We start from the raw sequence: 24,457 nt of genomic DNA, 5'->3' as shown, positions 1-24,457 counted from the left end.
CCCCACTGAACCGCCGCCTGGTCCCCAGCCCCGGTGGCACTCCCCCACAGCCGTCCCAGCGAACCGGCCCTCTCCTGTGAAGGCTCGCGCGGGGCAGCGGGTGGTAGGACGCCTCCGCCCACGTCGGTGCCCGCACGATCCGCGGCGCCCTCCTGCGCACGCACGAGTCCGCTCGCTGCCTCACCTTCGTGCCAGCTCATGGCAGCAGGTAGAAGAACACCTCCGCCTAGGTTGGTGACCTCACGGTTCACGGCAGAGCTTTCCTGCACCTGGCTCGCATATCCATCCGCCAGAGAACTTGCTGAACGCCCGCGCATTACGGCGAGTGGGAGAACAGTCCCGCCTCTACCTGCGCTTACGTCCACGCCCCCACCCGCCTCGGCCGTGCCCTCCTGCGCCCTCACGGATCCACCCGCCGGAGAACCGGCCGTCTCCGGTGGAAGTTCGTGCAGTGCGGCGGGGAGGAGAACACCCCAGCCCACTGCGCCCAGGTCGGCGGCTACCCCGCGCGTATGCATAGGGATGGCGTTTCCTGGGGTGAGCGTGCCGTCATCACGGGGCGATACCTCGGAGGTGTCCCATCCTTCGGTGGCCGTGTCTGTCGCGCTCTGAGGGAGCCGGGAGGCGGCATGCCTTTCCGCCGCCACCCACTGGACCGCGCCGGGCTTTCCCGGGACGGTCCATGGGGTTTCCGCGATCGGGCTCGTCTGGGGGACGAGGGTGACGCCCGGAGGCAGCTCGATGGCGGCGTAGATGTCCCGGGTCGGCGCATTGCCGATGTTGCGGACGCGCATGGCCACGATGCCGTCCTCGCCCCGTACCAGGGAGCCCATCGCCGCTACGGAGGCGCGCAGGCGGGCCGTCCTGCGCTCACTGGACGCCCCCACCCGCTCGCGCTCCGGACGGCTGGCGCGTTCCCCTCCAGCCTCGTCCGAGGAGGACCGGGCGCGGTCCCTCCTCGGCTCACCGGACGAGGAGCCATCGCGATCCCGACCGGACGAGGAACCACCGCGATCCCTTCTGGCCTCACCAGGCGAGGAGCCGGCACGCTCCCGATCAGGCGTGCGTGACGAGGACCCGGCGCGATCCCTTCTCGGGTCACGGGACGAGGAACCACCGCGATCCCGGTCAGGCATGCGTGACGAGGAACCAACGCGGTCCTCTCCCGGGTCACCGGACGAGGAACCGGCACGCCCTCGATCAGGCCCACCGGGTGAGAAACCACCGCGCTCCCTTCTCCGGTCGGACGAGGAATCACCGCGATCCCGGTCAGGCTTGCCGGACGAGGAACCGGCACGCTCCCGAGCAGGTCGGCCGGGTGCGGAACCGTCGCGGTCGGCGCTGGCCCCGCTGGACGAGGAACCCGCGTGCTCTCGGTCAGGCGGGCCCGTACGGTCGCGGCTCGCCTCGCCGGGGGAGGCACCGGTGCGGTCCCCGCTGGCATGGTCGGGCGGGGAGCCTGTGTGGTTCCCGTCGGGGTCGTGGTGTGGGACGAGGGCGGGTGGGCGGCCCGAGGGGACGCCTGCGCGGGACGGGCCGTGCGGGCCCATCGCTGACGGCCGGTCAGCGGTGCCTGCCTCGCCGTGCAAGCCCGAGGCCTTGGAGTCCGACGGCGAGGCGGCGGCTGGGGTCCCCGAGCCTTGCGTGCTCGTGTCCTGGGGGGCCGCGTCCGACGGGCCGGCGGACTTCGAGCCTTGGGAACCCGTACCGCTGGAGGACCGCGCTTGCGCACCAGAGCCGTTCGCGTCGGAGCCGCCTGGGCCGGATCCGTCTTCACCCGAGCCATCCGAGCCTGGGCCGTCCGCGCCTGACCTGTCGCCGCCGGAGCCGTCTGAGCCCGAGCCACCCCCAGTGGAGCCGTCCGAACCCGAACCGCCCGTACCGCCCGCACCCGTATGGGAGAGGTTCTCGCCGTACGGGCCGACGTGGTCGTACTGGTCGGCGGCGGAGCGGGGGTGGGTGCCGGGGCGGGCTCCCACGTCCTGGCCCGACACCACGGCGAAGGCCGCCGCCACCGCCATCACCGTGGCCGCCCCGCCCGCCACCGCGACGTGCGTCCGCCGCATCCGGCCCAGCGTCCGCCGGGGAGCGGGGGCGGGCCGGGACAGAGCCTCCAGATAGCCGGCGGCCACGTCGCCCAGCACCAGGGGCCCGATGACCGTGCGCAGCCCCCGGTTGACGTCGGTGAGCTCCCGCAGGACGGTGTGACAGTTGGGGCAGTCGCGCACGTGCTCGTCGACCGACCGCGAGTCGCGCCGGGTCAGCCCGCCGCGCACGTACGCGCCCAGCTTGCCGATCACCGCCTTGCACTCGGGCGGCGGCGACCCCGTCAGGTAGAGCTGCAGGTACGCCTGCCGCAGCCCCTCACGAGCCCGGTAGGCCAGCGCCGAGACCCCGTTGGCCGACAGCCCGAGCAGCGGCGCCACGTCGGCGGACCGGGCGTTCTCCACCTCGGTGTGCCACAGCACCGCCCGCCACCGCTCCGTCAGCGACAGGTAGGCCTGGGCGATCAGCGACCCCTCCAGGCGGGCCGACGCCGGGTCGGCGGGCATGGCGGTGTCGGACAGCTCGATCTCGCCCGTCACGCGGGTGCGGTCGTGGACGGTGCGCCGGACCACGATCAGCAGGTAGGTGCGGAAGGCCGACGCCGGCCCGCCGCCACGGCCCACGTGGTCGAGCACCCTGGTGAACGACTCGGCGACGACGTCCTCGATCTCCGCCTCGCCGTACACGAGCTGCCCGGCCAGGGCGCGTGCGGCGGCCACGTGACGCTCGTAGAGCTGCCCGTACGCGGTGGCATCACCCCCTCTGACGGCATGCAGCAGGTATGCGTCGCTCTGCGGTGTTTCCACACTCATGGTGACCTCGCGGTTACGAACCGTTGCCCGTTCAGTCATTCCGCACTCACGCCCATGGCTAAACCGAGCGCGTCTCTTTGCCGTCGAGGACCGGCTCTAAGCTGAACCCATGAGCGACCGTGACAGACTGCTGGCCGAGATCGAGAAGAAGGCCGTCGTGCACGGCCGGGTGGTGCTCTCCTCAGGGCAGGAGGCCGACTTCTACCTCGACCTGCGCCGCATCACGCTCGACGCCGCGGCGGCCCCGCTGGTCGGCGGCGTGCTCCTCGACCTGACGGCCGACCTCGACTACGACGCGGTGGGCGGGCTCACGCTGGGCGCCGACCCGGTGGCGACGGCCATGCTGCACGCCGCGGCGGCGCGCGGGCGTTCGCTGGACGCGTTCGTGGTGCGCAAGGCGCAGAAGGCCCACGGGATGCAGCGCCGGATCGAGGGCCCCGAGGTGAAGGGCCGCCGGGTCCTCGTGGTCGAGGACACCTCGACGACCGGCTCGTCCCCGCTGACGGCGGTGGAGGCGCTGCGCGAGGAGGGCGCCGAGGTGGTCGCGGTGGCCACGATCGTCGACCGGGGCGCCGCGGCCAGGATGGCCGAGGAGGGCCTCGACTACCGTTCCGCCTTCACTCTGGCGGACCTCCGACTGTGAACGCCTCCCGCTCCCCCTGCTCGCCCCGCGGCCGGAGGGTGCCGTTCTCGGTGACGCGGACGGTGCCGGCGTCGGAGATCACCACGTCCAGCTCGGGCTCGAAGTAGCTGACCTCCTCGCCCTCGGTCATCTCTCGGTGCTGCAGCACGTCGCCGCCGGGGACCCGTACGGTGACGAGCGGGCAGGTGGCGGCCACGCACTCGATGCGCACGGTCGGCACCGGAGCGGTGACCGTGGGCGTGGCGGACGTCCGCTCGGGCGCGGCGTCCTCTGTGTCGAGCGAGTCGAACAACGCCCGCCCGCCGATGACCAGCAGCACCACGAGGGCCGCTGCCGCCAGGACGGCGAGCGCCAGTCGGGCGAGGCCCATCGGATCTGACCTGTGGCGTCCCACGCGCCGAGACTATCCAATGGTAAGACGGCTTTCCCGATGTGTTTCGAATGCCGACGGCCGACACCGAGACCGGGACGGTCAGCTTCTCGGCCGTGAACGACCGAGCTTGCGGCTCCTCACCGTCCATGGCTTCGACGGTTCAGCCGCTTCAGCAACCGCTTAGCCGATGTGGTCTGCTTGGCCTGCAGGCGGCGGCGCAGCCGCCCTCCCAAGCTGCCGTTTCCTCCCGGACGTGAACGCCCGCGGGGTTCCATGCCGGATTATGCTGAACAGCGCGAAGCCGTTACTTCTAGGGAGATGACTCATGCCCATCGCGACTCCTGAGGTCTATGCGGAGATGCTCGATCGAGCGAAGGCAGGCGGGTTCGCCTATCCGGCGATCAACGTGACCTCTTCCCAGACGCTGAACGCCGCTCTTCGCGGCTTCGCCGAAGCGGAGAGCGACGGCATCATCCAGGTGTCCACGGGCGGCGCCGAATACCTGTCCGGTCCGACGGTCAAGGACATGGTGACCGGTGCGACGGCGCTCGCCGAGTACGCCCGGGTGGTGGCCGCGAAGTATCCCGTCACGGTGGCGCTGCACACCGACCACTGCCCCAAGAACAAGCTCGACGGTTTCATGCGCCCGCTCGTCGACATCTCGCTGGAGCGGGTGTCGAAGGGTCTCGACCCGCTGTTCCAGTCCCACATGTGGGACGGCTCGGCCGTGCCGCTGGAGGAGAACCTGGAGATCGCCAAGGAGCTCCTCGACAAGTGCGCCCGCGCCCGGATCATCATGGAGATGGAGATCGGCGTCGTCGGCGGCGAGGAGGACGGCGTCGTCGGCGAGATGAACGAGAAGCTCTACACCACGACCGGTGACGCGCTGGCCACGGCGGAGGCCGTCGGCCTGGGCGAGCAGGGCCGCTACATGCTCGCCGCCACGTTCGGCAACGTCCACGGGGTCTACAAGCCGGGCCACGTCAAGCTGCGGCCGAGCGTGCTGAAGGAGATCCAGGAGGCGGTGGGCGGCAAGTTCGGCAAGGAGAAGCCGTTCGACCTGGTCTTCCACGGCGGCTCCGGCTCGGCGCTGGAGGAGATCCACGAGGCGATCTCGTACGGGGTCGTCAAGATGAACGTCGACACCGACACCCAGTACGCCTTCACCCGGCCGGTGGCCGACCACATGTTCCGCAACTACGACGGCGTGCTGAAGGTCGACGGCGACGTCGGCCAGAAGAAGACGTACGACCCGCGTTCGTGGGGCAAGTCGGCCGAGACGGGCATGGCCGCCCGCGTCACCGAGGCGTGCGAGCACCTCAAGAGCAGTGGGACGAAGCTCTCCTAGCCACGAAGACGGCCCGGCGGGTATGACTTGTCCTATGGATAACCTTCTCGCCGGGCCGCCCCCGACGCAGCTGCCGGACACGCCCGAGGCCAGGGAGGCCCTCGATTCCGGCGTCAAGGCCTCCGACGTGGCCGCCCGTTTCCCCGCCTACCCGGCGGCCTGGGCGGCGCTCGCGGAGGAGTACTTCGCCCAGGGCCACGCCGTCACCTCCTACGCCTTCGCCCGCACCGGCTACCACCGCGGGCTCGATCATCTGCGCCGCAGCGGGTGGAAGGGGCATGGGCCGATCCCATGGGAGCACGAGCCCAACCGCGGGTTCCTGCGCTGCCTGTACGCGCTGAGCCGGGCCGCCCAGGCGATCGGCGAGAAGGACGAGGCCGAACGGTGCCTGCAGTTCCTCAAGGACAGCAGCGAGAGCGGCTATGACGCGCTGACCAAGGGGTAGCTCTTGGGACGATAAGCCCCACTCGGGTAGTCTCTCCACGCAAGAGCCCCTGTCGCGCTTGCGCCAGGGGTTTCGTTTTGTGTTCGGGAGACTTCACCATGCCGGCTGCCGTTCTCGTGGGTGCCCAATGGGGCGATGAGGGCAAGGGCAAGGCCACCGACCTGCTCGGTGGCGACGTCGACTACGTCGTCCGTTATCAGGGTGGCAACAACGCGGGCCACACCGTGGTCATCGGCGACCAGAAATACGCGCTGCACCTGCTGCCCACGGGCATCCTGTCGCCACACGTGGTGCCGGTGATCGGCAACGGTGTCGTGATCGACCCAGGGGTGCTGCTGGGCGAGATCGACGGCCTGGCCAAGCGGGGCATCTCCGCCGAGCGGCTGCTCATCTCGGCCAACGCGCACCTGATCATGCCTCACCACAAGGCGCTCGACAAGGTGACCGAGCGCTACCTGGGCAAGGCCAAGATCGGTACGACCGGCCGCGGCATCGGCCCGGCCTACGGCGACAAGATCTACCGGGTCGGGGTGCGGGTGCAGGACCTGCTCGACCCCGGCATCCTGGCCAAGAAGATCGAGGTTGCGCTGGGCGAGAAGAACCAGGTGCTCACCAAGGTTTACAACCGGCGCGGCATCGAGGCCGACGCGGTCGTCGAGGAGTATCTCGGCTACGCCGAGCGGCTCAAGCCGCACATCGCCGATACCTCCCTGGTGCTGAGCAAGGCGCTGGACGAGGACAAGTTCGTGCTGCTGGAGGGCGGTCAGGGCACGCTCCTCGACATCGACCACGGCACCTACCCGTTCGTCACCTCCTCCTCGCCCACCTCGGGCGGCGCCTGCGCCGGCGCGGGCATCCCGCCGAACCGGCTCACGAAGGTGATCGGCATCCTCAAGGCCTACACCACCCGTGTCGGCTCCGGTCCGTTCCCGACGGAGCTGGAGGACGAGATGGGCGAGTGGCTGCGCCGGACGGGCGGCGAGTACGGCGTCACGACCGGCAGGAACCGGCGCTGTGGCTGGTTCGACGCGGTGATCGCCCGCTACGCCACCCGGATCAACGGCGTCACGGACTTCTTCCTCACCAAGCTGGACGTGCTGTCCGGCCTGGAGCGGATCCCGGTGTGCGTGGCGTACGACGTCGACGGGACGCGGCACGACGAGATCCCGATGACGCAGACGGAGTTCCACCACGCCAAGCCGATCTACGAGGAGCTGCCGGGCTGGCAGGAGGACATCACGGGCGCCAAGACGTTCGAGGACCTGCCGCCGAACGCCCAGGCGTACGTGCGCGCGCTGGAGGAGATGAGCGGCGCGCCCATCTCCGCGATCGGCGTGGGCCCGGGCCGCGACCAGACCCTGGTGATCCGTTCCCTGGTCTGACCAGCGGTCAGCCGGTGAAGACCGCCGCCGTCATGGGTGAGCGGAGCCGCCAGCCGAGGCTCTCGTAGAGCTTCCTGCCCTCCGGGGTGGCCACCAGGACACCTGTGGTGGCGCCCCGGGAGACGGCGGTGGCGGCGAGCGTCTTCATGACGACGACGCCCAGGCCGCGGCGGCGGTGGTTCTCGGCGGTCTCGACCCGGTCCACCACGGCCGCCCAGCCGGCCGTGGCGAGCTGGCCGCGGGCCGCTATCTCGCCCGCGTCGGTCAGCAGGCGGGCGACGGTGACGCCGGCCCGGGTGGTCACGGCCAGCGTGTAGCCGGGCGGCGCCGCCGCGTGCTCGCGGGTGAGCGTGCCGGTCATCAGATACTCGGGCGGGTCGATGGCCCAGCCCGGAGGCAGCCAGGGGGCGATCAGCTCGGCCGGGGCGCAGAGCTTCAGCCAGGTGCCTGGCACCTTGATCGCGGACGTCAGCCGCTGGATGAGGGCGGGCGTCGGGTCGGGGACGACGTGGCGGGCGACGTGGCCGGGCAGGCCGGTGTCCACCCGCAGCCCCCAGGGCTCGGTCACGGGCGGCGGGGTGCCGCGCGAGACCGTCCACCCGTCCACCCAGGCCCGTACGGTGTCGAGCCGGGTGGATTCGAGAGCCTTGGTCATAGTTGCTCAGCTTATTGCAATATTGTTGTATTTTTTGCCAAAAAACTGGGTGCACAGTGGGGTAACGCCTGCTTAACCTCCTCCCATGGACATCCGTCGCGTCACCCGGTCCGAGGCCGTCGAGGAGGCCGGTCACCTCTTCGACGCGGCTCCCCAGAGGTTCGCGGACGAGGGCTGCCATCTCCTCGTCGCCTACGTGGACGGGTTCCCCGCGGGGATGGTGACCGGGGTGGAGATGACGCACCCCGGCAAGGGCACCGAGATGTTCCTGTACGAGCTCTCCGTGGACGACCGCTTCCGCGGCCGCGGCATCGGCCGGTCACTGGTCACCGCGCTCGCCCGGCTGGCCCGCGAGCGGGGCTGCCAGGGGCTGTGGACGGCCACCGGCGAGGACGACAGACCGGCCGATGACGAGGACCAGGCCGTCCACACCTGGGAATTCGGCCGGCCGTAGCTCCGGTCGGGCGTGGCACTGCCTGAACACGGCCCGCGCCAGATAGGGTCCCGGTGTGCGCGTTGAGATACATGGTCATCGGGGGGCGAGGGGCCTCTGGCCCGAGAACACGCTGCCCGGAATGAGCCGGACGATGGAGCTCGGGGTGCACGCTCTGGAGCTCGACGTCGCGCTCACCGCCGATCGCCGGCTCGTGCTCACGCACGACCTGACGGTCTCCGCCGTCACGAGCGCCGACACGCGACCGGTCACGCCGGACGACCCGGCTTTCCCGTACGTCGGAAAACCGATCAACTCGCTCACCCTCGCGCAGCTCCGCACCCTCGACGTGGGGGTGCGCTTCCCGCGCCATCCGCAGGACCCGTTCGCGCTGACCCAGGTGGCGATGCCCGAGACCCGCATGCCCACGCTCGGGGCCGTGCTCGGGCTGGTCAACGCCTACCAGGCGGCGGGCGTACGGCTGCACATCGAGCTGAAGTCCGACCCGACGCGGCCCGCGCTGTCGGCCGCCCCCGAGGAGTTCGCCGAGCTGGTGCTCGACGAGCTCGACCGGCACGGCAGGCTGCACAACGCGGCGATCCTGAGCTTCGACTGGCGGATCATCTCGCGGGTGGCCGAGCTGGCGCCCGACGTCCGGCGCTTCGCGCTGGTCGAGCTCGACACCCTCGGCTGGAACGGCCCGCTCGGCGACGACGTCCCCGCCGCCGCCCGCGCCGCCGGCGCCACCACGCTCTCGCCCGAGCACGTGATGGTCGACGAGCGGCTCATGGCCCAGGCCGCCGCGGCGGGGCTCGACGTCGCCGTCTGGACCGTCAACGACACCGCGCTCGGCGCCCGCATGCTCGACCTCGGCGTCTCCGGGATCGTCACCGACTATCCCGACCGGATGCGCGAGCTGTGGCGGGAGCGCGGGCTTGAGCTGCCCGAGCCGGTCGGGCCGCTCAAGCCGGTCGGCGTCTGACTAGAGCCAGCCGTTGCGGCGGAAGCCGCGGTGCAGCAGCACGCACACCGTGACCATCACGGCCAGCACCGCGGGATAGCCCCACACCTGGCGGGTCTCGGGCATGAAGTCGAAGTTCATGCCGTAGATCCCGGCGATCATCGTCGGCACCGCCAGGATGGCCACCCAGGACGAGATCTTGCGCATGTCCTCGTTGGCCAGCGCGTTCGAGCGGGCCAGCGCGGCCTGCAGGATCGAGCTGCACAGCTCGTTGGACGACTCCACCTGCTCGCACACCCGCGCCAGGTGGTCGCCGACGTCGCGGAAGTATTCACGCATGTCGGAGGGGATCACCCGGCGCTGCGGCAGCGCGGCCAGCGGCGCCTGCAGCGGGGTGACCGCCCGCTTCAGGTCGAGCATCTCGCGCTTGAGCTGGTAGATCCGGTTGATGTCGCGGGAGCTGACGTCGGCGAACACCGTGGCCTCGACGTCCTCCAGCTCCAGCTGCATGAGGTCGGCGACCTGGAGGTAGCGGTCGACGACGTGGTCGGCGATCGCGTGCAGCACCCCGGCCGGGCCGCGGGCCAGCAGGTCGGGACCGTCCTCGATGCGCTCGCGCACCTCCGTCAGCGGGCAGTGCTCGCCGTGGCGCACGGTGACCACGAAGTCGGGGCCCAGGAAGATCATGATCTCGCCGGTGGCGATGATCTCACCGGCGGGCTCGGCGCTGTCGAGGTACGCGATCGTCTTCAGCACCATGAACATCGAGTCGCCGTAGCGCTCGACCTTGGGGCGCTGGTGCGCCTTGACGGCGTCCTCGACGGCGAGCGGGTGCAGCCCGAAGACCTCGGCCAGCCACTCGACCTCCGGCGCCGCCGGCTCGTGCAGGCCCACCCAGACGAACGCCTTGGCGCCCTCGGTGATCCTGTTGTGCCGGCGGACCAGCTCCAATGACTCGACGATGCCCGCGGCCCGGGTCTTCTCTCCCTCGATGTACGCGGCGTACTCCACGATGGAGTCGACAGGTGGCACGCACGCCTCGGTCACGGTCTGGAGGCGCGGACGCGGCTGGTGCCGCTGAACGGGGTGACGGTTGATGCGACGGAAAAGCGTGGACGAGCGCATGGCAGTCCCTTTCCGCCCGACCTGGCACGCTCCACGCGCGTGATGCGACATCACCTCTTAAAAGCGGGAATGCGTGGAGGCACGATCAGGCTGCCGGATTGGAGTGGTCGGGGGTATTCGAGATGTACGTGAACGAGCACGTACTGCTGGGATCACCAGGATTCATCCCGGACCACCTCCAATCACACGAGAAGCCATAAAGCCGCCCCAATTTACCACGGGGCGGGGAACGCACCTGACTGTACTAGCCTGACGGCCGCCGGATCCGGTAGAAGCTGCCGAAGAAGCCGGGACCCTTCTGGCATGTCCCGGCAGCTTGCTTCTGCCCCCGCCGCAGCCTTCCAATCCAGCCCCGAGGGGCTGAGGGGGGCGCGGGGCGCCGGGGCTGCGAGAATGGGCGGGTGCGCGTACTCGTTATTGGTTCCGGAGGGCGGGAGCACGCCCTCTGCCGTTCGCTCAGGCTGGATCCGCAGGTCACCGAGGTGCACTGCGCGCCCGGCAACCCGGGCATCGGGCAAGTCGCCGAGCTGCACGCCGTCGATCCCGTCGCCCCGGAGGCGGTCGCCGGGCTGGCGAAGCGGCTGGGCGTGGATCTGGTGGTCGTGGGCCCGGAGGCGCCGCTGGTCGCCGGGGTCGCCGACGCCGTGCGGGAGGCCGGCATCGCCTGCTTCGGCCCGTCCAGGCAGGCGGCGATGATCGAGGGCTCCAAGGCCTTCGCCAAGGAGGTCATGCTGGCCGCCGGGGTGCCGACGGCCGAGGCGCGGGTGTGCGACAACCCCGACGAGGCCGCGGCGGCGTGCGCCGAGTTCGGCGCCCCGTACGTGGTCAAGGACGACGGCCTGGCCGCCGGCAAGGGCGTCGTGGTCACCGGCGACCTGGAGGAGGCGCTGCGCCACGGGCGGGCGTGCGGGCGGGTGGTGATCGAGGAGTTCCTCGACGGGCCCGAGGTGTCGCTCTTCGCGCTCTGCGACGGGAGCACGGCGGTGCCGTTCCAGCCGGCCCAGGACTTCAAGCGCGCCTACGACGGCGACGCGGGCCCCAACACGGGCGGCATGGGCGCCTACACGCCGCTGCCGTGGCTCCCCGAAGGGCTCACCGAGCAGGTGATGCGCGAGGTCGTGCACCCGACGATCGCGGAGCTGGGCCGGCGCGGGCTGCCCTACCAGGGGGTGCTCTACGTGGGGCTGGCGCTGACCGCCAAGGGCCCGAAGGTGGTGGAGTTCAACGCCCGGTTCGGCGACCCGGAGACGCAGGTCCTGCTCGACCGGCTGGAGACGCCGCTGGGCGGGCTGCTGATGGCGTGCGCGACCGGCGAGCTGGGGCTCGACCCGGTGTTCAGTCCGGGCGCGGCGGTGACCGTGGTGCTCGCGGCCGAGGGCTATCCGGCCGCCCCGGTCAAGGGCGACGCGATCACCGGGCTGGAGCCGACGGACGACGCGTACGTGATCCACGCCGGCACGGCGCTGAAGGACGGCGAGCTGGTCTCGGCGGGCGGCCGGGTGCTCAACGTCGTCGGCACGGGCCCCGACCAGGAGACCGCCCGCCGCAACGCCTACGAGCTGGTCGAGCGGATCCGCATGCGCGGCGCCCACTACCGGACGGACATCGCCGGATGAGACACCTCCACTCCGGCAAGGTCCGCGACCTCTACGAGACCGGCGAGGGGACGCTGCTGATGGTCGCCTCCGACCGGATCTCGGCCTTCGACCACGTGCTGGAGTCCGAGATCCCCGGCAAGGGCGCCATCCTCACCCATCTGTCGCTGTGGTGGTTCGACCAGTTGCGTGACGTGGTGCCCAACCATGTGGTGTCCGCGGGGCCCGACACGCGCAGCGTGCTGGTGAAGCCGCTCAAGATGGTGCAGATCGAGTGCGTGGCCAGGGGCTACCTGACGGGTGGCGGGCTGGGCGAATACCGCGCCACCGGCGCGGTGTCGGGCATCCCGCTGCCGCCGGGCCTCGAAGACGGGTCGCGGCTGCCCGAGCCGATCTTCACGCCGTCCACGAAGGCGCCCGCGGGTCAGCACGACGAGCCGATCCCGTACGAGCGGGTGGTCGCGGAGGTGGGCGAGGAGACCGCGGCGGAGCTGCGCCGCATCACGCTCGCGGTCTACGCGCGGGGGGCGGAGATCGCCCTCGAGCGCGGCATCATCGTCGCCGACACCAAGATCGAGCTGGGCTACGACGCCGACGGCGTGCTGACGCTGGGCGACGAGGTGCTGACGCCCGACTCGTCGCGGTTCTGGCCGGCCGACCAGTGGAAGCCGGGCCGGTCGCAACCGTCCTATGACAAGCAATATGTCCGCGATTGGCTTACTTCGCCGGAATCGGGATGGGACAAAGATTCCGGAACTCCACCACCGCGGCTGCCCGATGTCGTGGTCGAACGCACCCGCGATCGATACCGAGAAGCGTATGAGCGCATCACCGGGGTTGCCTTTACAGGATGATTCGGCCGGGTCAAGTGGTGTTACCGGCTACTGTTGGCCGGGCCTAGCCTCACGCTGAACTCTCAAGGAGCCGCCCGAATGGTCCGTTACCGCGTGCGCGGTGGCAACCCCCTGCGTGGAACCGCTTTCATCCAGGGCGCCAAGAACGCCGTGCTGCCGATGATCGGTGCGGCTCTGCTCACGGCCGAAGGCCGCACCGTCCTGCGCAACGTACCGATCATCGAGGACGTGCGCCGCGCCGTCGAGCTGGCCGAGGCCGTGGGCGCGTACGTCGAGCTGCACGAGTCCGAGCGCACGCTCGTCATCGACGCCTCCCGGCTGACCAGCCCGGTGCTGCCCGCCGAGATCGCCCGCCGGTTCCGCGGCTCGGTGCTCTTCACCCCCGCCCTGCTCCACCGGCTGGGCGAGGCGATCGTGGAAGGCGTCGGCGGCTGCAACCTCGGCAGCCGCAACCTCGACTTCCACTACCTGGGTTACAAGCGCCTGGGCGCGGTGGTCGACGAGGGCGAGACGGTGATCCACGTCAAGGCGTCCGGGCTGACCGGCGCCACGCTCTACCTCGACACCCCCTCCCATACCGGCACCGAGAACCTCATCATGGCCGCCGCCCTGGCCAAGGGCACCACGGTCATCGAGAACGCGGCGCTGGAGCCCGAGGTCCTCGACGTGATCGACATGCTCACCAAGATGGGCGCGCGGATCAGCGGCGGCGGCACCGGCTTCATCACCGTCGAGGGCGTCGAGGAGCTGCACGCCGTCGAGCACACGGTGATGCCCGACCGGCTCGACGCGGGCGTGTTCGCCATGGCCGCGGCCATCACGCAGGGCGAGGTGAGCCTCGTCGGCACCGGCCTCGACCTGGGGGTGGTGCGCTACAAGCTGGAGCAGATGGGCGTCGACTTCGCCCGCCAGGGCGCGGTGCTGCAGGTGCGGTGCGACGGGCCGCTGCGGCCGATCAACATCATCACCGACACCTATCCCGGCTTCGCCACCGACCTCCAGTCGCCGATGATGACGGTGGCCGCGCTGGCCGGCGGCACCAGCTACATCCACGAGCGCATCTTCGACGGCCGCTTCGCGCTGGCGGGCGAGCTCAACAAGATGGGCGCCAACGTGGAGGTCGACGGCAGCCGGGCGATCGTGCGCGGCGCGACCCCGCTCACCGGAGCCGGCGTAACCGCTCACGATCTGCGTTCGGGTATAGCGCTGGTGCTCGCCGGACTGGCCGCCAATGGCGAGACCGTCATCGACTCCGGATACCTCATCGATCGCGGTCACGCACATCTCGCGCCCCGAATGCGAGCTCTCGGCGCGGACATTACACGAGAGATTTCTGAGCGTTGATAACGGCTGGAAAAACCCCGTTGAGCTGCTGATACATCTTCTCGGGCGGTCAACCAGAACGTCTTTCCGGAAAAGTCGGGCGTGACATTACGGCCCCCGCGAGCGATCGTTCCAAAAGAGAGCACTGCAACGGATCGCAGGATGGGACGAACATTGGTCGAGAGGGCGGAAGAAACTTCCCGAGTGTCACGCCCGGGCGCTATGACACCGGATCTCACCATTGGCGTGGTCGGACCTCATGACCTGGTGGAGCGGGTCATGTTGATGGGTCACGCCGCAGCGCCGCTTCCCTGCCGCCTGGTGGCCGCCGCCTATCGCGACGAGCAGGAAGCGCCCGACAAGGTGACACGGCTCGGTCCCGGCGTCGACGCCTGTCTGTTCGCCAGCCCGGTGCCCTACGACCTGGCAAGGCGTTCCGGCGTGCTGACGATGCCCGCCACGTACGTGCAGGTCGGCGGGGCGGCGTTGATCGCGGCACTGGCGAAGGCGGCGCTGGACACGCGGGTCGACCCGCAGCGGGTGAGCGTCGACGTGGTCAGCCGGGCCGATGTCGAGGAGGCGTACACCGACCTCGGCATCCCGGCGGCGGACGTGCACAGCCGCGACGAGCCGGGCGCCACCGGCACGATCGCCGCCTTCCACGAGCGGCTGTCCCGCCAGGGCACGACCACGGGGGCGCTGACGTGCCTTCCCGCCGTGGCCGAACGCCTGCAGGCGGCGGGGGTGCCGGTCATCAGGATCAGGCCGACGTCGGCGGCCATCCGCACGGCGCTGCACACCGCGGCGCTGCTCGGCGCGCACCACCGGCTGGAGGAGTCACAGCTCACGGTCGTGCTGGTGGAGGTGCCGACGCTGCGTGAGCCGGTGCGCCGGGCGGCGCCCCGCTACTGGCGCGACGAGCTGCGGCTGTCGCTGCACCGGCTGCTGGTCCAGGAGGCCAACCGGATCAACGCCACCGTCTGGCCGATCGACGACCACAGCTATCTGGTGACCGCCACCAGAGGATCGGTCGCGACGGCCACCGACGGGTTCAGGGTGCTGCCGTTCGCCGCCAGGATCCGCGACGAGCTGGGGCTGGCGGTCGAGGTGGGTGTGGGCATGGGTCGCACCACCCACGACGCCGAGTCGCACGCACGGGCCGCGCTGGCGCGCACGCAGGCGGGCAAGCAGGCGCAGGGGTTCGCGGTCGACCGGGAGGGCCGGGCGCTCATCCCGGCCCCGCGGATGCCGCCGACCGGCGCGGCCGCGCTCAAGCCCAAGGGTGTGGAGGTGCTGTCGCGGCTGGCCGCCAAGCTGGAGGGCGGCGACACCGTGGTGGACGCGGAGGGCGCGGGCAAGATGCTGGGGGTGACGCCGCGTACGGCGCGGCGGCTGCTGCGCACGCTGGTTGACGAGGGACTCGCGTGGCCGTTGCCGCCCAACCGCACGCCGCAGCCGGGCCGGCCGCGCCAGCTCTACCGTCTCATCGTGGAGAAGCTGGGGCCCCGCTGACGTCCATGGGCCGGGCCCGCCGCCCTTCCTTCCCCCCTCCGGCGGCGGACCGGTTCATGGACTGTCTACTTCTGGTTGATTCGCGGTTGGGGCGTGGAGAGACGGGTATGAATTTCGTCGCCCCCGATCGATGGGATTCGGACGGGGGCGCCAACCGTTCTGGGGGCGCCCCGCCGACCATCACCCCGTCCGGGCCGAAGCCCGGGGGTCCACACATCTCAACGTCTGATACCCGCATGCGCTCTGTCGGCGGCGAGGACTATCGTCATGAGTCATGACAGCTGACACACCTGACCGGCGGGTCTCGCTCGCCGTGTGGACGGCGCTGGGCATCGTCTACGTGGTCTGGGGTTCCACCTACCTCGGCATCGCCATCGTCATCGAGACGATGCCGCCCATGTTCAGCGGCGCCATGCGCTTCCTCTCCGCGGCGCTGTTGCTGGGCGCGTTCCTGGCGATCAGGAAGGGCCCCGCCGTCTTCCGGATGACGCGCCGCCAGTTCGGCAGCGCGGCGCTGGTCGGGCTCCTGCTGCTGACGGGCGGCAACGGCATGGTGGCCGTCGCCGAGCAGCACATCTCCAGCGGCCTCGCCGCGCTGCTCGTGGCGTCCGTGCCGCTCTGGCTGGTCGTGTTCAGGATCGCGGTACGCGACAGGCCGATGGTGCTCACGCTGGCCGGGGTGCTGGTCGGGTTCGCCGGGGTGGCGGCCGTGTCGCTCAGCGGCGGCGGGGCGAGCGGCAGCGCCACCGGGATCGCGGTCATCCTGCTCGCCTCCGCGTCCTGGTCCGTCGGCTCGTTCCTGTCGGGACGGATCGCGATGCCGGCCAACACGTTCGCGGCCAGCACCGTCGAGATGGTCGCCGGAGGCCTCGGCATGGTCGCCGTCGGCGCCGTGGCGGGCGAGCGGCTCGACCCCGCGCTCGTCTCCGGCCGTTCCTGGGCCGCGCTCGCGTATCTGATCGTGATCGGCTCGCTGGTCGGGTTCACCGCCTACACGTGGCTGCTGGGCAACGCGCCGATCTCGCTGGTGTCGACGTACGCGTACGTGAACCCGATCGTGGCGGTGATCCTTGGCGTGCTGGTGCTGCAGGAGCAGGTGACCGTGCAGATCCTGCTGGGCGGGCTGGTGATCCTGGTGGGCGTCGCCCTGGTCGTGTCGACGGAGCGGCGACGCCCCAAGAAGGCCCCCGAGCCGGCCGCGGCGGTGTCTACGCCTTCATGAAGGCGGCCGCGGCGGTCAGGAAGGCGTCGTTGGCCTCCGGGTCGCCGATGGAGACCCGGGCGCCCTCCCCCGCGAACGGCCGCACCGCGACGCCCTCGGCGGCGCAGGCCGCGGCGAAGTCCATGGTGCGCTCGCCCAGCCGCAGCCAGACGAAGTTGGCCTCCGTCGGCGGCACCTCCCAGCCCTGGGCGATGAGCGCCTCGCGGACGCGGGTGCGCTCCTTGACCACCCGCTCCACCCGCTCGAGCAGCTCGTCCTCCGCCGCCAGCGACGCGATGGCCGCCACCTGGGCGAGTTGGTTGACCGCGAACGGGATGATCGTCTTGCGCACGGCGGCCGCGACCGGCTCCTGCCCGACCACGTAGCCGACGCGCAGCCCCGCGAGCCCGTACGCCTTGGAGAACGTGCGCAGCACGCAGACGTTCGGCCGGTCGCGGTAGAGGGTGAGGCCGTCGGGCACCGACTCGTCGCGGACGTACTCACGGTAGGCCTCGTCGAGCACCACCAGCACGTGCTCCGGCACCCGGTCCAGGAACGCCACCAGCTCACGCTCGCGGATCGAGGTGCCGGTCGGGTTGTTCGGGTTGCACACGAACACCATGCGCGTCCGGTCGTTGATCGCCTCGGCCATGGCGTCCAGGTCGTGGTCCTCCCCGGCCAGCGGCACCCGTACGGACGTCACCCCGGCCAGGTCGGCGAGGAGCGGATAGGCCTCGAACGACCGCCACGCGTAGACCACCTCGGCGCCCGGGTCGCCGACGCTCTCGAACAGCTGCTGCGCCACCGTCACGGACCCCGCGCCCAGCGCGATGTGCTCCGCCGGCACCCCGAACCGCTCCGCGATCGCCTCGGTCAGCTTGACCGCCCCCGGATCGGGATAGCGGTGGATCAGCCGCGCCCCCTCGGCGATGGCCTCCACGACGGACGGCAACGGCTCGTAGGGCGACTCGTTGGACGACAGCTTGTAGGACCGGCCGTCGGGCGTCATGACGGCCTTGCCCGGCTTGTAGGCCGGCATGGTGTCGAGGATCGGGCGGAAACGAGGCATGTCCATACGATAGGCCAGCCCTCGCCAGGGCATCACCGGCCCTGGTCATTCCTTGAGCGAGCGGAGCATCGGGGGGTGCAGGAGCTCGGCGGGGCCGCGGCGGTAGAGCTTGGCGGGGCGGCCGCCGTCGCGGGTCGTGGTGGCGCCCGTCTCCACGAGGAAGCCCTCCGCCTTGGTGACCTTGCGGTGGAAGTTGCGCGGGTCGAGCGTGCGGCCCCAGACGATCTCGTACACCCTCCGCAGGTCGGCCACCGTGAACTCCGGCGGGCAGAAGGCGGCCCCCAGCGAGGTGTATTCGAGCTTGGCCCTGGCCCGCTCGACCCCGTCGAGCATGATGCGGCGGTGGTCGAAGGCCATGACGGCGAGGGATTCGACGGGCTGCCAGCTCATGTGGGCCTTCTCCGAGGCCGGCAGGTCGGGGGCGATGCCGAGGTAGGCGACGCTGAGCACGCGCTGGCGGGGGTCGCGGTCAGGGTAGCCGTAGGTCTGGAGCTGCTCCAGGTGGACGGGGGCGCCGGGGAGGCCGGCGCGCTCCGACAGGATGCGCTGGGCGGCCGCCGGAAGGTCCTCGTCGAGCTGGATGAACCCGCCGGAGAGCGACCAGCGGCGCAGGAAGGGCGGGTTGTCGCGACGCCAGGTGAGCGCGCTGAGCGCGTGGTTACGGACCGTGAGCACGACCAGGTCGACGCTGACCGGAATGCGCGGGACCATGCAGGCACGTTACACGCTGCCGCACGACCTGGTGACCGTCAGGTGTCGATGCGGACGTGCAGAGGCTCGCTGGTCGACTGCCCGGAAGGAATCTTGACCTTGACGCGGACCCACTCCCCGGACGGCACCCGGCTCCAGTCGAAGGGCACCCAGGCCGTCTGCATGTGCTCGGGCAGCTCGTCCAGAGGGTCCTCGTCCAGCCAGCCCACCTCGGAGACGACCAGGTCGGCCGTGCCGCCCGACCACTCGACGGTGACGGTGCCGTCCTTCAGGTTGTAGCCGCGCACCTCCATCCCGTCCTCGGGGGCACGGGCGCGGCGGATGGCGTCGACCGCGATCGGCCGCTGCCAGTCGCGCATGATCTCCGACTCCACCGACGGCGACCCGCAGGTCATGAAGTCGCTCCACATGTAGGAGACGATCTTCTGGACGTAGCGGCCCGCCATGGCGACGGCCTGGTCGAGCCGTTTCTTGTCGGTCTTGCCGCGGGTGCCGTGCGCCGCGCAGGGCTCGTCGCCCGACGGCTCGAAGGCTTCTACGTTGGCCCAGAGCTGCACGTCGTGGCCGCCCTCGATCATCTCCTCGCGGGCCGCCGCCATCTCGCGGTAGTAGTCGCGGGTGGACCCGTGGTAGGCGGTCTTGTAGGTGGTCTCGCCGACGACGGGGCGCAGCCGCTCGTCCACCTCGTCGCCGCGCTCGTCGGGCCAGTAGAGGCCGACCTTGCCGGTGCCGCGGCTGTCCTGCGGGGCGATGATGCCGACGCCGGTCCGCGCCAGCGCCTTGAAGCCCTCGGCGACCTGCGCGGGGGTCTGGCCGAAGGCGACGCGCTTGCGGGCGTCGAGGTAGGGGCTGATCAGGATGGGCTTGCCCGGCAGCTCCTGGCGGACGATGCGGTGCTGGTCGGCGTACACCTCAAGGGTGGGGTTGTCGGCCAGCGTGTCGGCCATCTGCACCTCGAACGGCTGATAGACGCCGCCGAGCGACTGCCGCTCGGCGAAGCGCGCGCCGTAGTCCTGAAGGATGCGGCGGGTGACCGTGGTGAGGGTGCCGATGTGCTTGCGGTTGGCCCTGATCGGGCTGGCGGGGTCGCGCGGCGCCAGCGGCAGCGCGGGGAAGACCTGCACGCCGAATTGGTCGCCGAGGTCGAGCAGCTTGGTCAGGCTGTCTTCCGGCGAGCCGGCGATGAGGATCAGATCGTACGTGGAGCCCTTGGAGAAGTCGCAGGTCGGGTCGTCGGAGCCGTCCGGCGGGGCGATGAGGCGGAAGTAGGTGCGCTTGCCGCCGTCGATCGAGCGTTCCATGGGCCGGCACCTGAACAGGCCGTCGCCGAACGACTCGTCGGTGCGGTAGACGTACACGCGCCCGATGCGGTTGTCGGGGTGCGCCTCCTTCAGGTCCCGCTCGGCGGACTCGTAGCAGGTGACGCCGTCCTCCTCGCACGCCTTGTAGAGGGAGTCGACCTCGCCGTCGCGGGTCTTGACGCGTCCCTTGCGGTCGACGGTGCGGAACTGCAGGCCGTAGCCGATTCTGATGACCGTGTCGCCGCCGACGCGGTGGATCTCCTGGAGCTGGCTGCGCCAGGTGCACGGGTTGGACGTGGGGGTGATCCAGTAGCCGGTGACGGCGTAGGGCGCCTTCTCCTGGGTCTCGAACGTTCCACAGGGGTCGGTGAACTCGCTGACCATCGGCGTCGGCTGGACGCGCGTCGGCGAGGCCTCGGCCTGCGGGGTGGCGGACTGGAGGGGTTCGTCGTCGCCGACAGGCAGGACGACGATCACCGCCGCGACCGCGGCCAGGATCGCTGCCCCCAGGAGAACGAAGAGCCAGCGCACGTTGGGAACCCTACCGCCGCTTCACCCCGGCCCAAGCTTCGAGCTGGGCGACGAATCGCTTGGCCGAGTTGGGCCAGTGGTGGTTGGCGCGGGCGGCCGCGTAGCCGCGCGCGCCCTGGGCGCGGCGCTCGCGCACGTCGTCCCTGAGGGTCAGCACGGCCTGGGCCACCGCCTTCGGGTCCTCCCAGGGCACCACGACGCCGCTCTCGTAGCGGTCGACCAGCTCGACGGCGCGGGGTGAGGGGGTGGTGATGACGGGGATGCCGTGCGCCATGTACTCGATGATCTTGGTGGGCATGGAGTGGCGGTAGTTCGGCTCGTCGTGCAGCAGCGACAGGCCGGCCAGCGCGCCGTCGAGCCGCTTGAGCGCCTCGTCGTTCGGCATGAAGTCGCGCCACTCCAGCACGCCGTCGTGCACGGCCTTGTTGAGCACCAGACGGCTCTGCGGGTCGGCGTAGCCGATCAGCTCGACGGCCACCCGGTACGGCTGGAGCAGCCGGGCCACCTCGATCGCCTCGAACACGCCGCGGGCCCTGGACAGCCAGCCCAGGTAGACGATCCGGTCGTCGCCCGGCGGGGTGACCGAGTCGGGCACCCAGGTCTCGTTGGGCACGATCAGGTGGGCGTGCTTGAACCGGCCCGCGTACGCGGTCTCGGCCAGCAGCAGGTGCAGGTTGCGCTCGGCGATGCTCTCCAGCATCCGGGCGAGGAACCGTACGGGCGGGCGCAGCAGAGACGGCAGCCACGGCTTGAGCGAGAGCGTGGCCGGGGTGTCCTCGTGCACGTCCCACACGACCGGCGGCCGGTTGCGCATCCCCCAGACGGCGAACAGCAGCTCGGGGTCGTGGATGAGGGCCAGGTCGACCTTGTCGCGCATGCGCTTGAACAGCCTGCGCGCGGCCCACATGGCGGAGATCCGCTTACGCTGCACCGCTCTGGGCAGGTCGACGCCGGTCACCCAGGGACGGGGAACGACTCCGTGGGCGGTGTAGGAGGCGGCGTACGTGACCTCATGACCGGCATCCACCAGGGCGCGGATCTGCCGGTGCAGGATCCTCGCGTCCTCGGGGTTATGCACCACCGTCATGACGAGCACGTGCACGCGCGTTGCCTCCGGTCGCTACAGCCGCTCGACGCGTTCACCCTCGGTGAGCACACCGCGGGTGTCGAGCACGAGCCTGGCCTTCGCCTCGACCATCCCCAGGTCGAACGCGGCGTGCTGTTGCAGCAGCACCGTCACGTCGGCATCGGCGACGGCCTCGGCCAGATCTTCCTCACGCCGCACGGGCGTGCCGTCCACTGACCACTCCTTGACGTGCGGGTCGGCGAACGTGAGATCGGCGCCCAGCTCCAGCAGCGCACGCGCCACGGGCAGGGCCGGGGTCTCGCGTTCGTCGGCGATGTCCGGCTTGTAGGTGACGCCGAGCATAACGACTCTGGCGCCGTTCACCGCCTTTTTGTGTCTGTTGAGCAGACGTTGCACACGGGCCACCACGTAGGACGGCATCCGCTCGTTGATCTCCTGGGCCAGTTCGACGAACCTGAACGGGTAGCCGAGCTTGCGGACCGTGTAAGAGAGGTACGAGGGATCGACCGGTATGCAGTGGCCGCCGACGCCGGGGCCGGGCAGGAACTTGTGGAACCCGAACGGCTTGGTGGCGGCCGCCTCGATGGCCTCCCAGAGGTCCACGCCGAGCTCGTCGCAGAAGATCGCCATCTCGTTGACGAGAGCGATGTTGACGTGCCGGTAGGTGTTCTCCAGCAGCTTGGCCATCTCCGCCTCGCGGGTGCTGCTGACCGGCACGACCTGCTCGACGAAGCGTCCGTAGAAGGCGGTGGCCCGGTCGCGGCAGGCGGACGTGTAGCCGCCGACGACCTTGGGGGTGTTGCGCAGGCCGTACTTGGGGTTGCCCGGGTCGATGCGCTCCGGCGAGAAGGCCAGGTGGAAGTCGACGCCGGCGGTCAGCCCCGAGGATTCGAGCAGCGGGCGGACCAGCTCGTCGGTGGTGCCCGGCCAGGTCGTCGACTCGAGCACGACGAGCGTGTCCTTGCCCATGTTGCGGGCCACGGTCTTGCTGGCGCCCTCGACCGCGGACAGGTCGGGCCTGTGGTCCTCGTCCAGCGGCGTGGGCACGCAGATGACGATCGTGCTGCACTCGGCCAGGACCGTCTCGTCCAGCGTGGCGGTGAACCCGTTGGCCAGCATGTGGTCGAGATCGGCGTCGGTCAGGTCATCGATGTAGGACTGCCCGGCCTTCAGAGCGTCGACCTTGCGGGGGTCGACGTCGAGGCCGACGACCTTCAGCCCGGCGGCCACCGCCTCTTTGGCGAGGGGCATGCCGACGTAGCCGAGGCCGATGACAGCCAAGTCGATTTCTGTCACAGCTGTGCCTTAGAGAGCCGGATACAACACTTCATGGTCGCAAAGGTTATCTCAAGTCCACCTAGCTCACGCCTAATGCGACGGAACCCGTCAGAACAGACAGCCCAAGAGAAGGTCATCTTTCCGCAAGGCTCCTGTACAGGGCTTGATAAGTCTCGGCAACGCGGCTCCACGTGCGCTTCGCGGCCACTTCCGCACGACCCGCCTCGCCCATCTCGGCCCGCTTGGCGGGATCGTCGGCGAGCGCGCCCAGCGCCTTGGCGAACTCGCCCGGGTCGCCGGCGGGCACGAGCATGCCCGCGCCGTCGCTGCCGACCAGCTCCGACAGAGCGGGCAGGTCGCTCAGCACGACCGGCTTGCCCAGCGCCATCGCCTCGACCGGCTTGAGCGGCGTGACGAGCCTGGTCACCCGCAGGTCCTCGCGCGGGCAGACGAAGATGTCGATGGCGTCCTGCGCCTGCAGGGCCTCCTCCGGCCCCACCCGGCCGGGCAGGATCGCGTCGGACAGCCCCAGCTCGGTCACGAGCTCCAGCAGGTTCTCGCGCTCGGCGCCGTCGCCGACGATGAGCACCCGCACCGGGTTGCCCTGGTCACGCAGGAGCGCCGCGGCCCGCAGCAGGGTGGCGAAGCCCTCGTACGCCACGATGCTGGAGACCGAGCCGACCACGATCTCGCGATCCTCGATGCCCATCTCGCGGCGGAACGAGGCCCCGTCGTACTGGGCGGTGAGCAGCGAGTCGTCGACCGCGTTGGGCGCCAGGTGGATCCTCTCGCGGGGGACGCCGCGCTCGACGATCTCGGTGGCCATGGTCTCGGCCAGCGTGACGACCGCGTCGGCCTCCCGCATCAGGAACGCCTCGCGCTCGCGCTGGAGCACGTGACGCTGGCTGCCCACCCGTTTCGGGTCGCGCGAGGCCCAGGTCTCCTCCAGGAACCCGCGTACCTCGTACACGAACGGGGTGCCCGTGCGGTCGCGCACGGCGTGCGCGACCGAGCCGTTGCGGTGGTCGGTGGCGGCGTGCAGCACCTGCGGGCGGAGCTGGGTGACGAGCTTGGTGACCGCGTCGGCGCCCTTGATCATGCGGCCGCGCATCTCGAACGGCACCTCGCCGCGCCCGTCGGGCAGCATCCGGTAGTAGGGGACGCCGTCCAGCTCCTCGTACGGCGCCGCGTCCGCGTGGCCCTGGAGCATGGGGAAGCCCCAGCTGGTGACCACGTGCGGGTCGAGCCCCGCGGCCTTCTGGGAGGTGACGATGCGGTGGGTCCTGACCGTGTAGCCGGCCTGGGTGTACGGGAGCGAGTTCGTGATCAGGTGGACCACGCGGCCGGCGACCCGCTCCAGGATGGCCACCTTGGGGCCCGGCGGGATCGGGTCGGGGCTGATCGCCTCCAGCTCGCCGCGGTAGTAGGCGGCCCTGCGCTTGACGAACGGGTATTTGGTGAAGGGTTCGAGCACCTCGGCGGCCATGCTGACGCGGCCGGAGTCCCAGTGTTCCTTGGCTTCGTCCCACGGCGCCCTGATCATGCGCATGCCCAGCTTGCGTACGACGCGGCGGGCGCGGCGCGCGGCGGGCCAGGCCACCTTGCCGATGACGGGCCGCAGGCGCGGCGGCATCGCGTCGGCGGCCGCCTGGGCGGCCCGGACCGGGTCGGCCCTGACCTTGGTCACGACCACGCGGGAGACGATGATCGGATGCTGGATGAAGCCCTTCAGAAGCCCACCGACGCCGGCACGGGCGGACTTCGCGGACACC

General features: G+C 70.6%; 21 protein-coding genes. 11 read left to right on the top strand and 10 right to left on the bottom strand.

Going from position 1 to position 24,457, the window contains the following annotated elements; all coding sequences use genetic code 11:
• Window positions 1-2,858, bottom strand: a 2,858-nt coding sequence (locus ACIBF7_RS06555; protein ID WP_397196592.1) for a zf-HC2 domain-containing protein, incomplete at its 3' end; no start/stop codon positions are given.
• A gap of 109 nt (window positions 2,859-2,967) precedes the next feature.
• Between ACIBF7_RS06555 and pyrE the strand changes: the two genes are divergently transcribed.
• A complete protein-coding gene (gene pyrE, locus ACIBF7_RS06550) occupies window positions 2,968-3,501 on the top strand; it encodes an orotate phosphoribosyltransferase (RefSeq protein WP_271278350.1) in 534 nt (177 codons plus the stop codon).
• Here pyrE and ACIBF7_RS06545 read toward each other — a convergent pair.
• Window positions 3,476-3,871: a hypothetical protein gene (locus tag ACIBF7_RS06545; protein ID WP_148036231.1), complete on the bottom strand. Its 396-nt coding sequence runs from the start codon at window positions 3,869-3,871 to the stop codon at window positions 3,476-3,478. The genes pyrE and ACIBF7_RS06545 overlap by 26 nt on opposite strands.
• A gap of 328 nt (window positions 3,872-4,199) precedes the next feature.
• On the opposite strand from ACIBF7_RS06545, the gene fbaA reads away from it, so the two are divergent.
• The 3 genes from fbaA (at window position 4,200) to ACIBF7_RS06530 (ending at window position 7,049) form a co-directional block, all read left to right on the top strand.
• A complete protein-coding gene (gene fbaA, locus ACIBF7_RS06540; protein ID WP_148036230.1) occupies window positions 4,200-5,222 on the top strand; it encodes a class II fructose-bisphosphate aldolase in 1,023 nt (340 codons plus the stop codon).
• A 34-nt stretch (window positions 5,223-5,256) separates the two neighbouring features.
• Window positions 5,257-5,667 (top strand): DUF3151 domain-containing protein, encoded by a 411-nt coding sequence (locus tag ACIBF7_RS06535; protein WP_148036229.1) that lies wholly within the window; start codon window positions 5,257-5,259, stop codon window positions 5,665-5,667.
• Between the two features lie 98 nt (window positions 5,668-5,765).
• Window positions 5,766-7,049 carry an adenylosuccinate synthase gene (locus tag ACIBF7_RS06530; protein ID WP_148036228.1) on the top strand — a complete coding sequence of 428 codons (1,284 nt, stop codon included), beginning with the start codon at window positions 5,766-5,768 and terminating at the stop codon, window positions 7,047-7,049.
• A 7-nt stretch (window positions 7,050-7,056) separates the two neighbouring features.
• Here ACIBF7_RS06530 and ACIBF7_RS06525 read toward each other — a convergent pair whose 3' ends face one another.
• Window positions 7,057-7,704, bottom strand: a complete 648-nt coding sequence (locus ACIBF7_RS06525; protein WP_271278351.1) for a GNAT family N-acetyltransferase — start codon at window positions 7,702-7,704, stop codon at window positions 7,057-7,059.
• Between the two features lie 85 nt (window positions 7,705-7,789).
• Between ACIBF7_RS06525 and ACIBF7_RS06520 the strand changes: the two genes are divergently transcribed.
• Window positions 7,790-8,158, top strand: a complete 369-nt coding sequence (locus tag ACIBF7_RS06520; protein ID WP_271278352.1) for a GNAT family N-acetyltransferase — start codon at window positions 7,790-7,792, stop codon at window positions 8,156-8,158.
• A gap of 55 nt (window positions 8,159-8,213) precedes the next feature.
• Window positions 8,214-9,119 carry a glycerophosphodiester phosphodiesterase family protein gene (locus ACIBF7_RS06515; RefSeq protein WP_148036226.1) on the top strand — a complete coding sequence of 302 codons (906 nt, stop codon included), beginning with the start codon at window positions 8,214-8,216 and terminating at the stop codon, window positions 9,117-9,119.
• On the opposite strand, the gene corA is transcribed toward ACIBF7_RS06515, so the two are convergent.
• Window positions 9,120-10,130 (bottom strand): magnesium/cobalt transporter CorA, encoded by a 1,011-nt coding sequence (gene corA, locus ACIBF7_RS06510; RefSeq protein WP_261809017.1) that lies wholly within the window; start codon window positions 10,128-10,130, stop codon window positions 9,120-9,122.
• Between the two features lie 494 nt (window positions 10,131-10,624).
• Between corA and purD the strand changes: the two genes are divergently transcribed.
• From purD to ACIBF7_RS06485, 5 genes are all read left to right on the top strand, one after another.
• Window positions 10,625-11,839 (top strand): phosphoribosylamine--glycine ligase, encoded by a 1,215-nt coding sequence (gene purD / locus ACIBF7_RS06505; protein WP_397196591.1) that lies wholly within the window; start codon window positions 10,625-10,627, stop codon window positions 11,837-11,839.
• Complete coding sequence (locus tag ACIBF7_RS06500; RefSeq protein WP_397196590.1) at window positions 11,836-12,672, top strand: phosphoribosylaminoimidazolesuccinocarboxamide synthase; 837 nt, start codon at window positions 11,836-11,838, stop codon at window positions 12,670-12,672. The genes purD and ACIBF7_RS06500 overlap by 4 nt, the downstream gene beginning before the upstream one ends.
• Before the next feature lie 78 nt (window positions 12,673-12,750).
• Window positions 12,751-14,016, top strand: a complete 1,266-nt coding sequence (gene murA / locus ACIBF7_RS06495; protein WP_148036222.1) for a UDP-N-acetylglucosamine 1-carboxyvinyltransferase — start codon at window positions 12,751-12,753, stop codon at window positions 14,014-14,016.
• 201 nt (window positions 14,017-14,217) lie between these two features.
• The gene (locus ACIBF7_RS06490; protein WP_219545485.1) at window positions 14,218-15,507 is read left to right on the top strand and encodes a GTP cyclohydrolase IIa; all 1,290 of its coding nucleotides are present in this window, start codon (window positions 14,218-14,220) and stop codon (window positions 15,505-15,507) included.
• A gap of 274 nt (window positions 15,508-15,781) precedes the next feature.
• Window positions 15,782-16,729, top strand: a complete 948-nt coding sequence (locus ACIBF7_RS06485; protein WP_397196589.1) for an EamA family transporter — start codon at window positions 15,782-15,784, stop codon at window positions 16,727-16,729.
• Here the strand turns inward: ACIBF7_RS06485 and hisC are convergent.
• The 6 genes from hisC to ACIBF7_RS06455 form a co-directional block, all read right to left on the bottom strand.
• Window positions 16,716-17,777 (bottom strand): histidinol-phosphate transaminase, encoded by a 1,062-nt coding sequence (gene hisC / locus ACIBF7_RS06480; RefSeq protein WP_219545483.1) that lies wholly within the window; start codon window positions 17,775-17,777, stop codon window positions 16,716-16,718. The two genes, ACIBF7_RS06485 and hisC, sit on opposite strands and share 14 nt — an antisense overlap.
• Window positions 17,778-17,822: 45 nt before the next feature.
• Entirely contained in the window at window positions 17,823-18,488 is a 666-nt protein-coding gene (locus tag ACIBF7_RS06475; protein ID WP_148036218.1) for an NrtR DNA-binding winged helix domain-containing protein, read from the bottom strand.
• 38 nt (window positions 18,489-18,526) lie between these two features.
• A complete protein-coding gene (locus ACIBF7_RS06470) occupies window positions 18,527-20,320 on the bottom strand; it encodes a DUF4434 domain-containing protein (RefSeq protein ID WP_397196588.1) in 1,794 nt (597 codons plus the stop codon).
• A 10-nt stretch (window positions 20,321-20,330) separates the two neighbouring features.
• Window positions 20,331-21,422, bottom strand: coding sequence for a glycosyltransferase (locus ACIBF7_RS06465; protein ID WP_148036216.1), 1,092 nt, complete (start codon window positions 21,420-21,422; stop codon window positions 20,331-20,333).
• A gap of 18 nt (window positions 21,423-21,440) precedes the next feature.
• On the bottom strand, window positions 21,441-22,688 hold the full coding sequence (locus ACIBF7_RS06460) for a nucleotide sugar dehydrogenase (protein WP_397196587.1): 1,248 nt from the start codon (window positions 22,686-22,688) through the stop codon (window positions 21,441-21,443).
• A 130-nt stretch (window positions 22,689-22,818) separates the two neighbouring features.
• The gene (locus tag ACIBF7_RS06455) at window positions 22,819-24,456 is read right to left on the bottom strand and encodes a glycosyltransferase family 4 protein (protein ID WP_261809016.1); all 1,638 of its coding nucleotides are present in this window, start codon (window positions 24,454-24,456) and stop codon (window positions 22,819-22,821) included.
• Window position 24,457 lies beyond the last annotated feature (1 nt).

It is taken from the genome of Nonomuraea sp. NPDC050478, from assembly GCF_044458265.1.
GTDB classification, from domain to species: domain Bacteria; phylum Actinomycetota; class Actinomycetes; order Streptosporangiales; family Streptosporangiaceae; genus Nonomuraea; species Nonomuraea ferruginea.
This window is presented reverse-complemented; position numbering and strand designations above follow the sequence as displayed.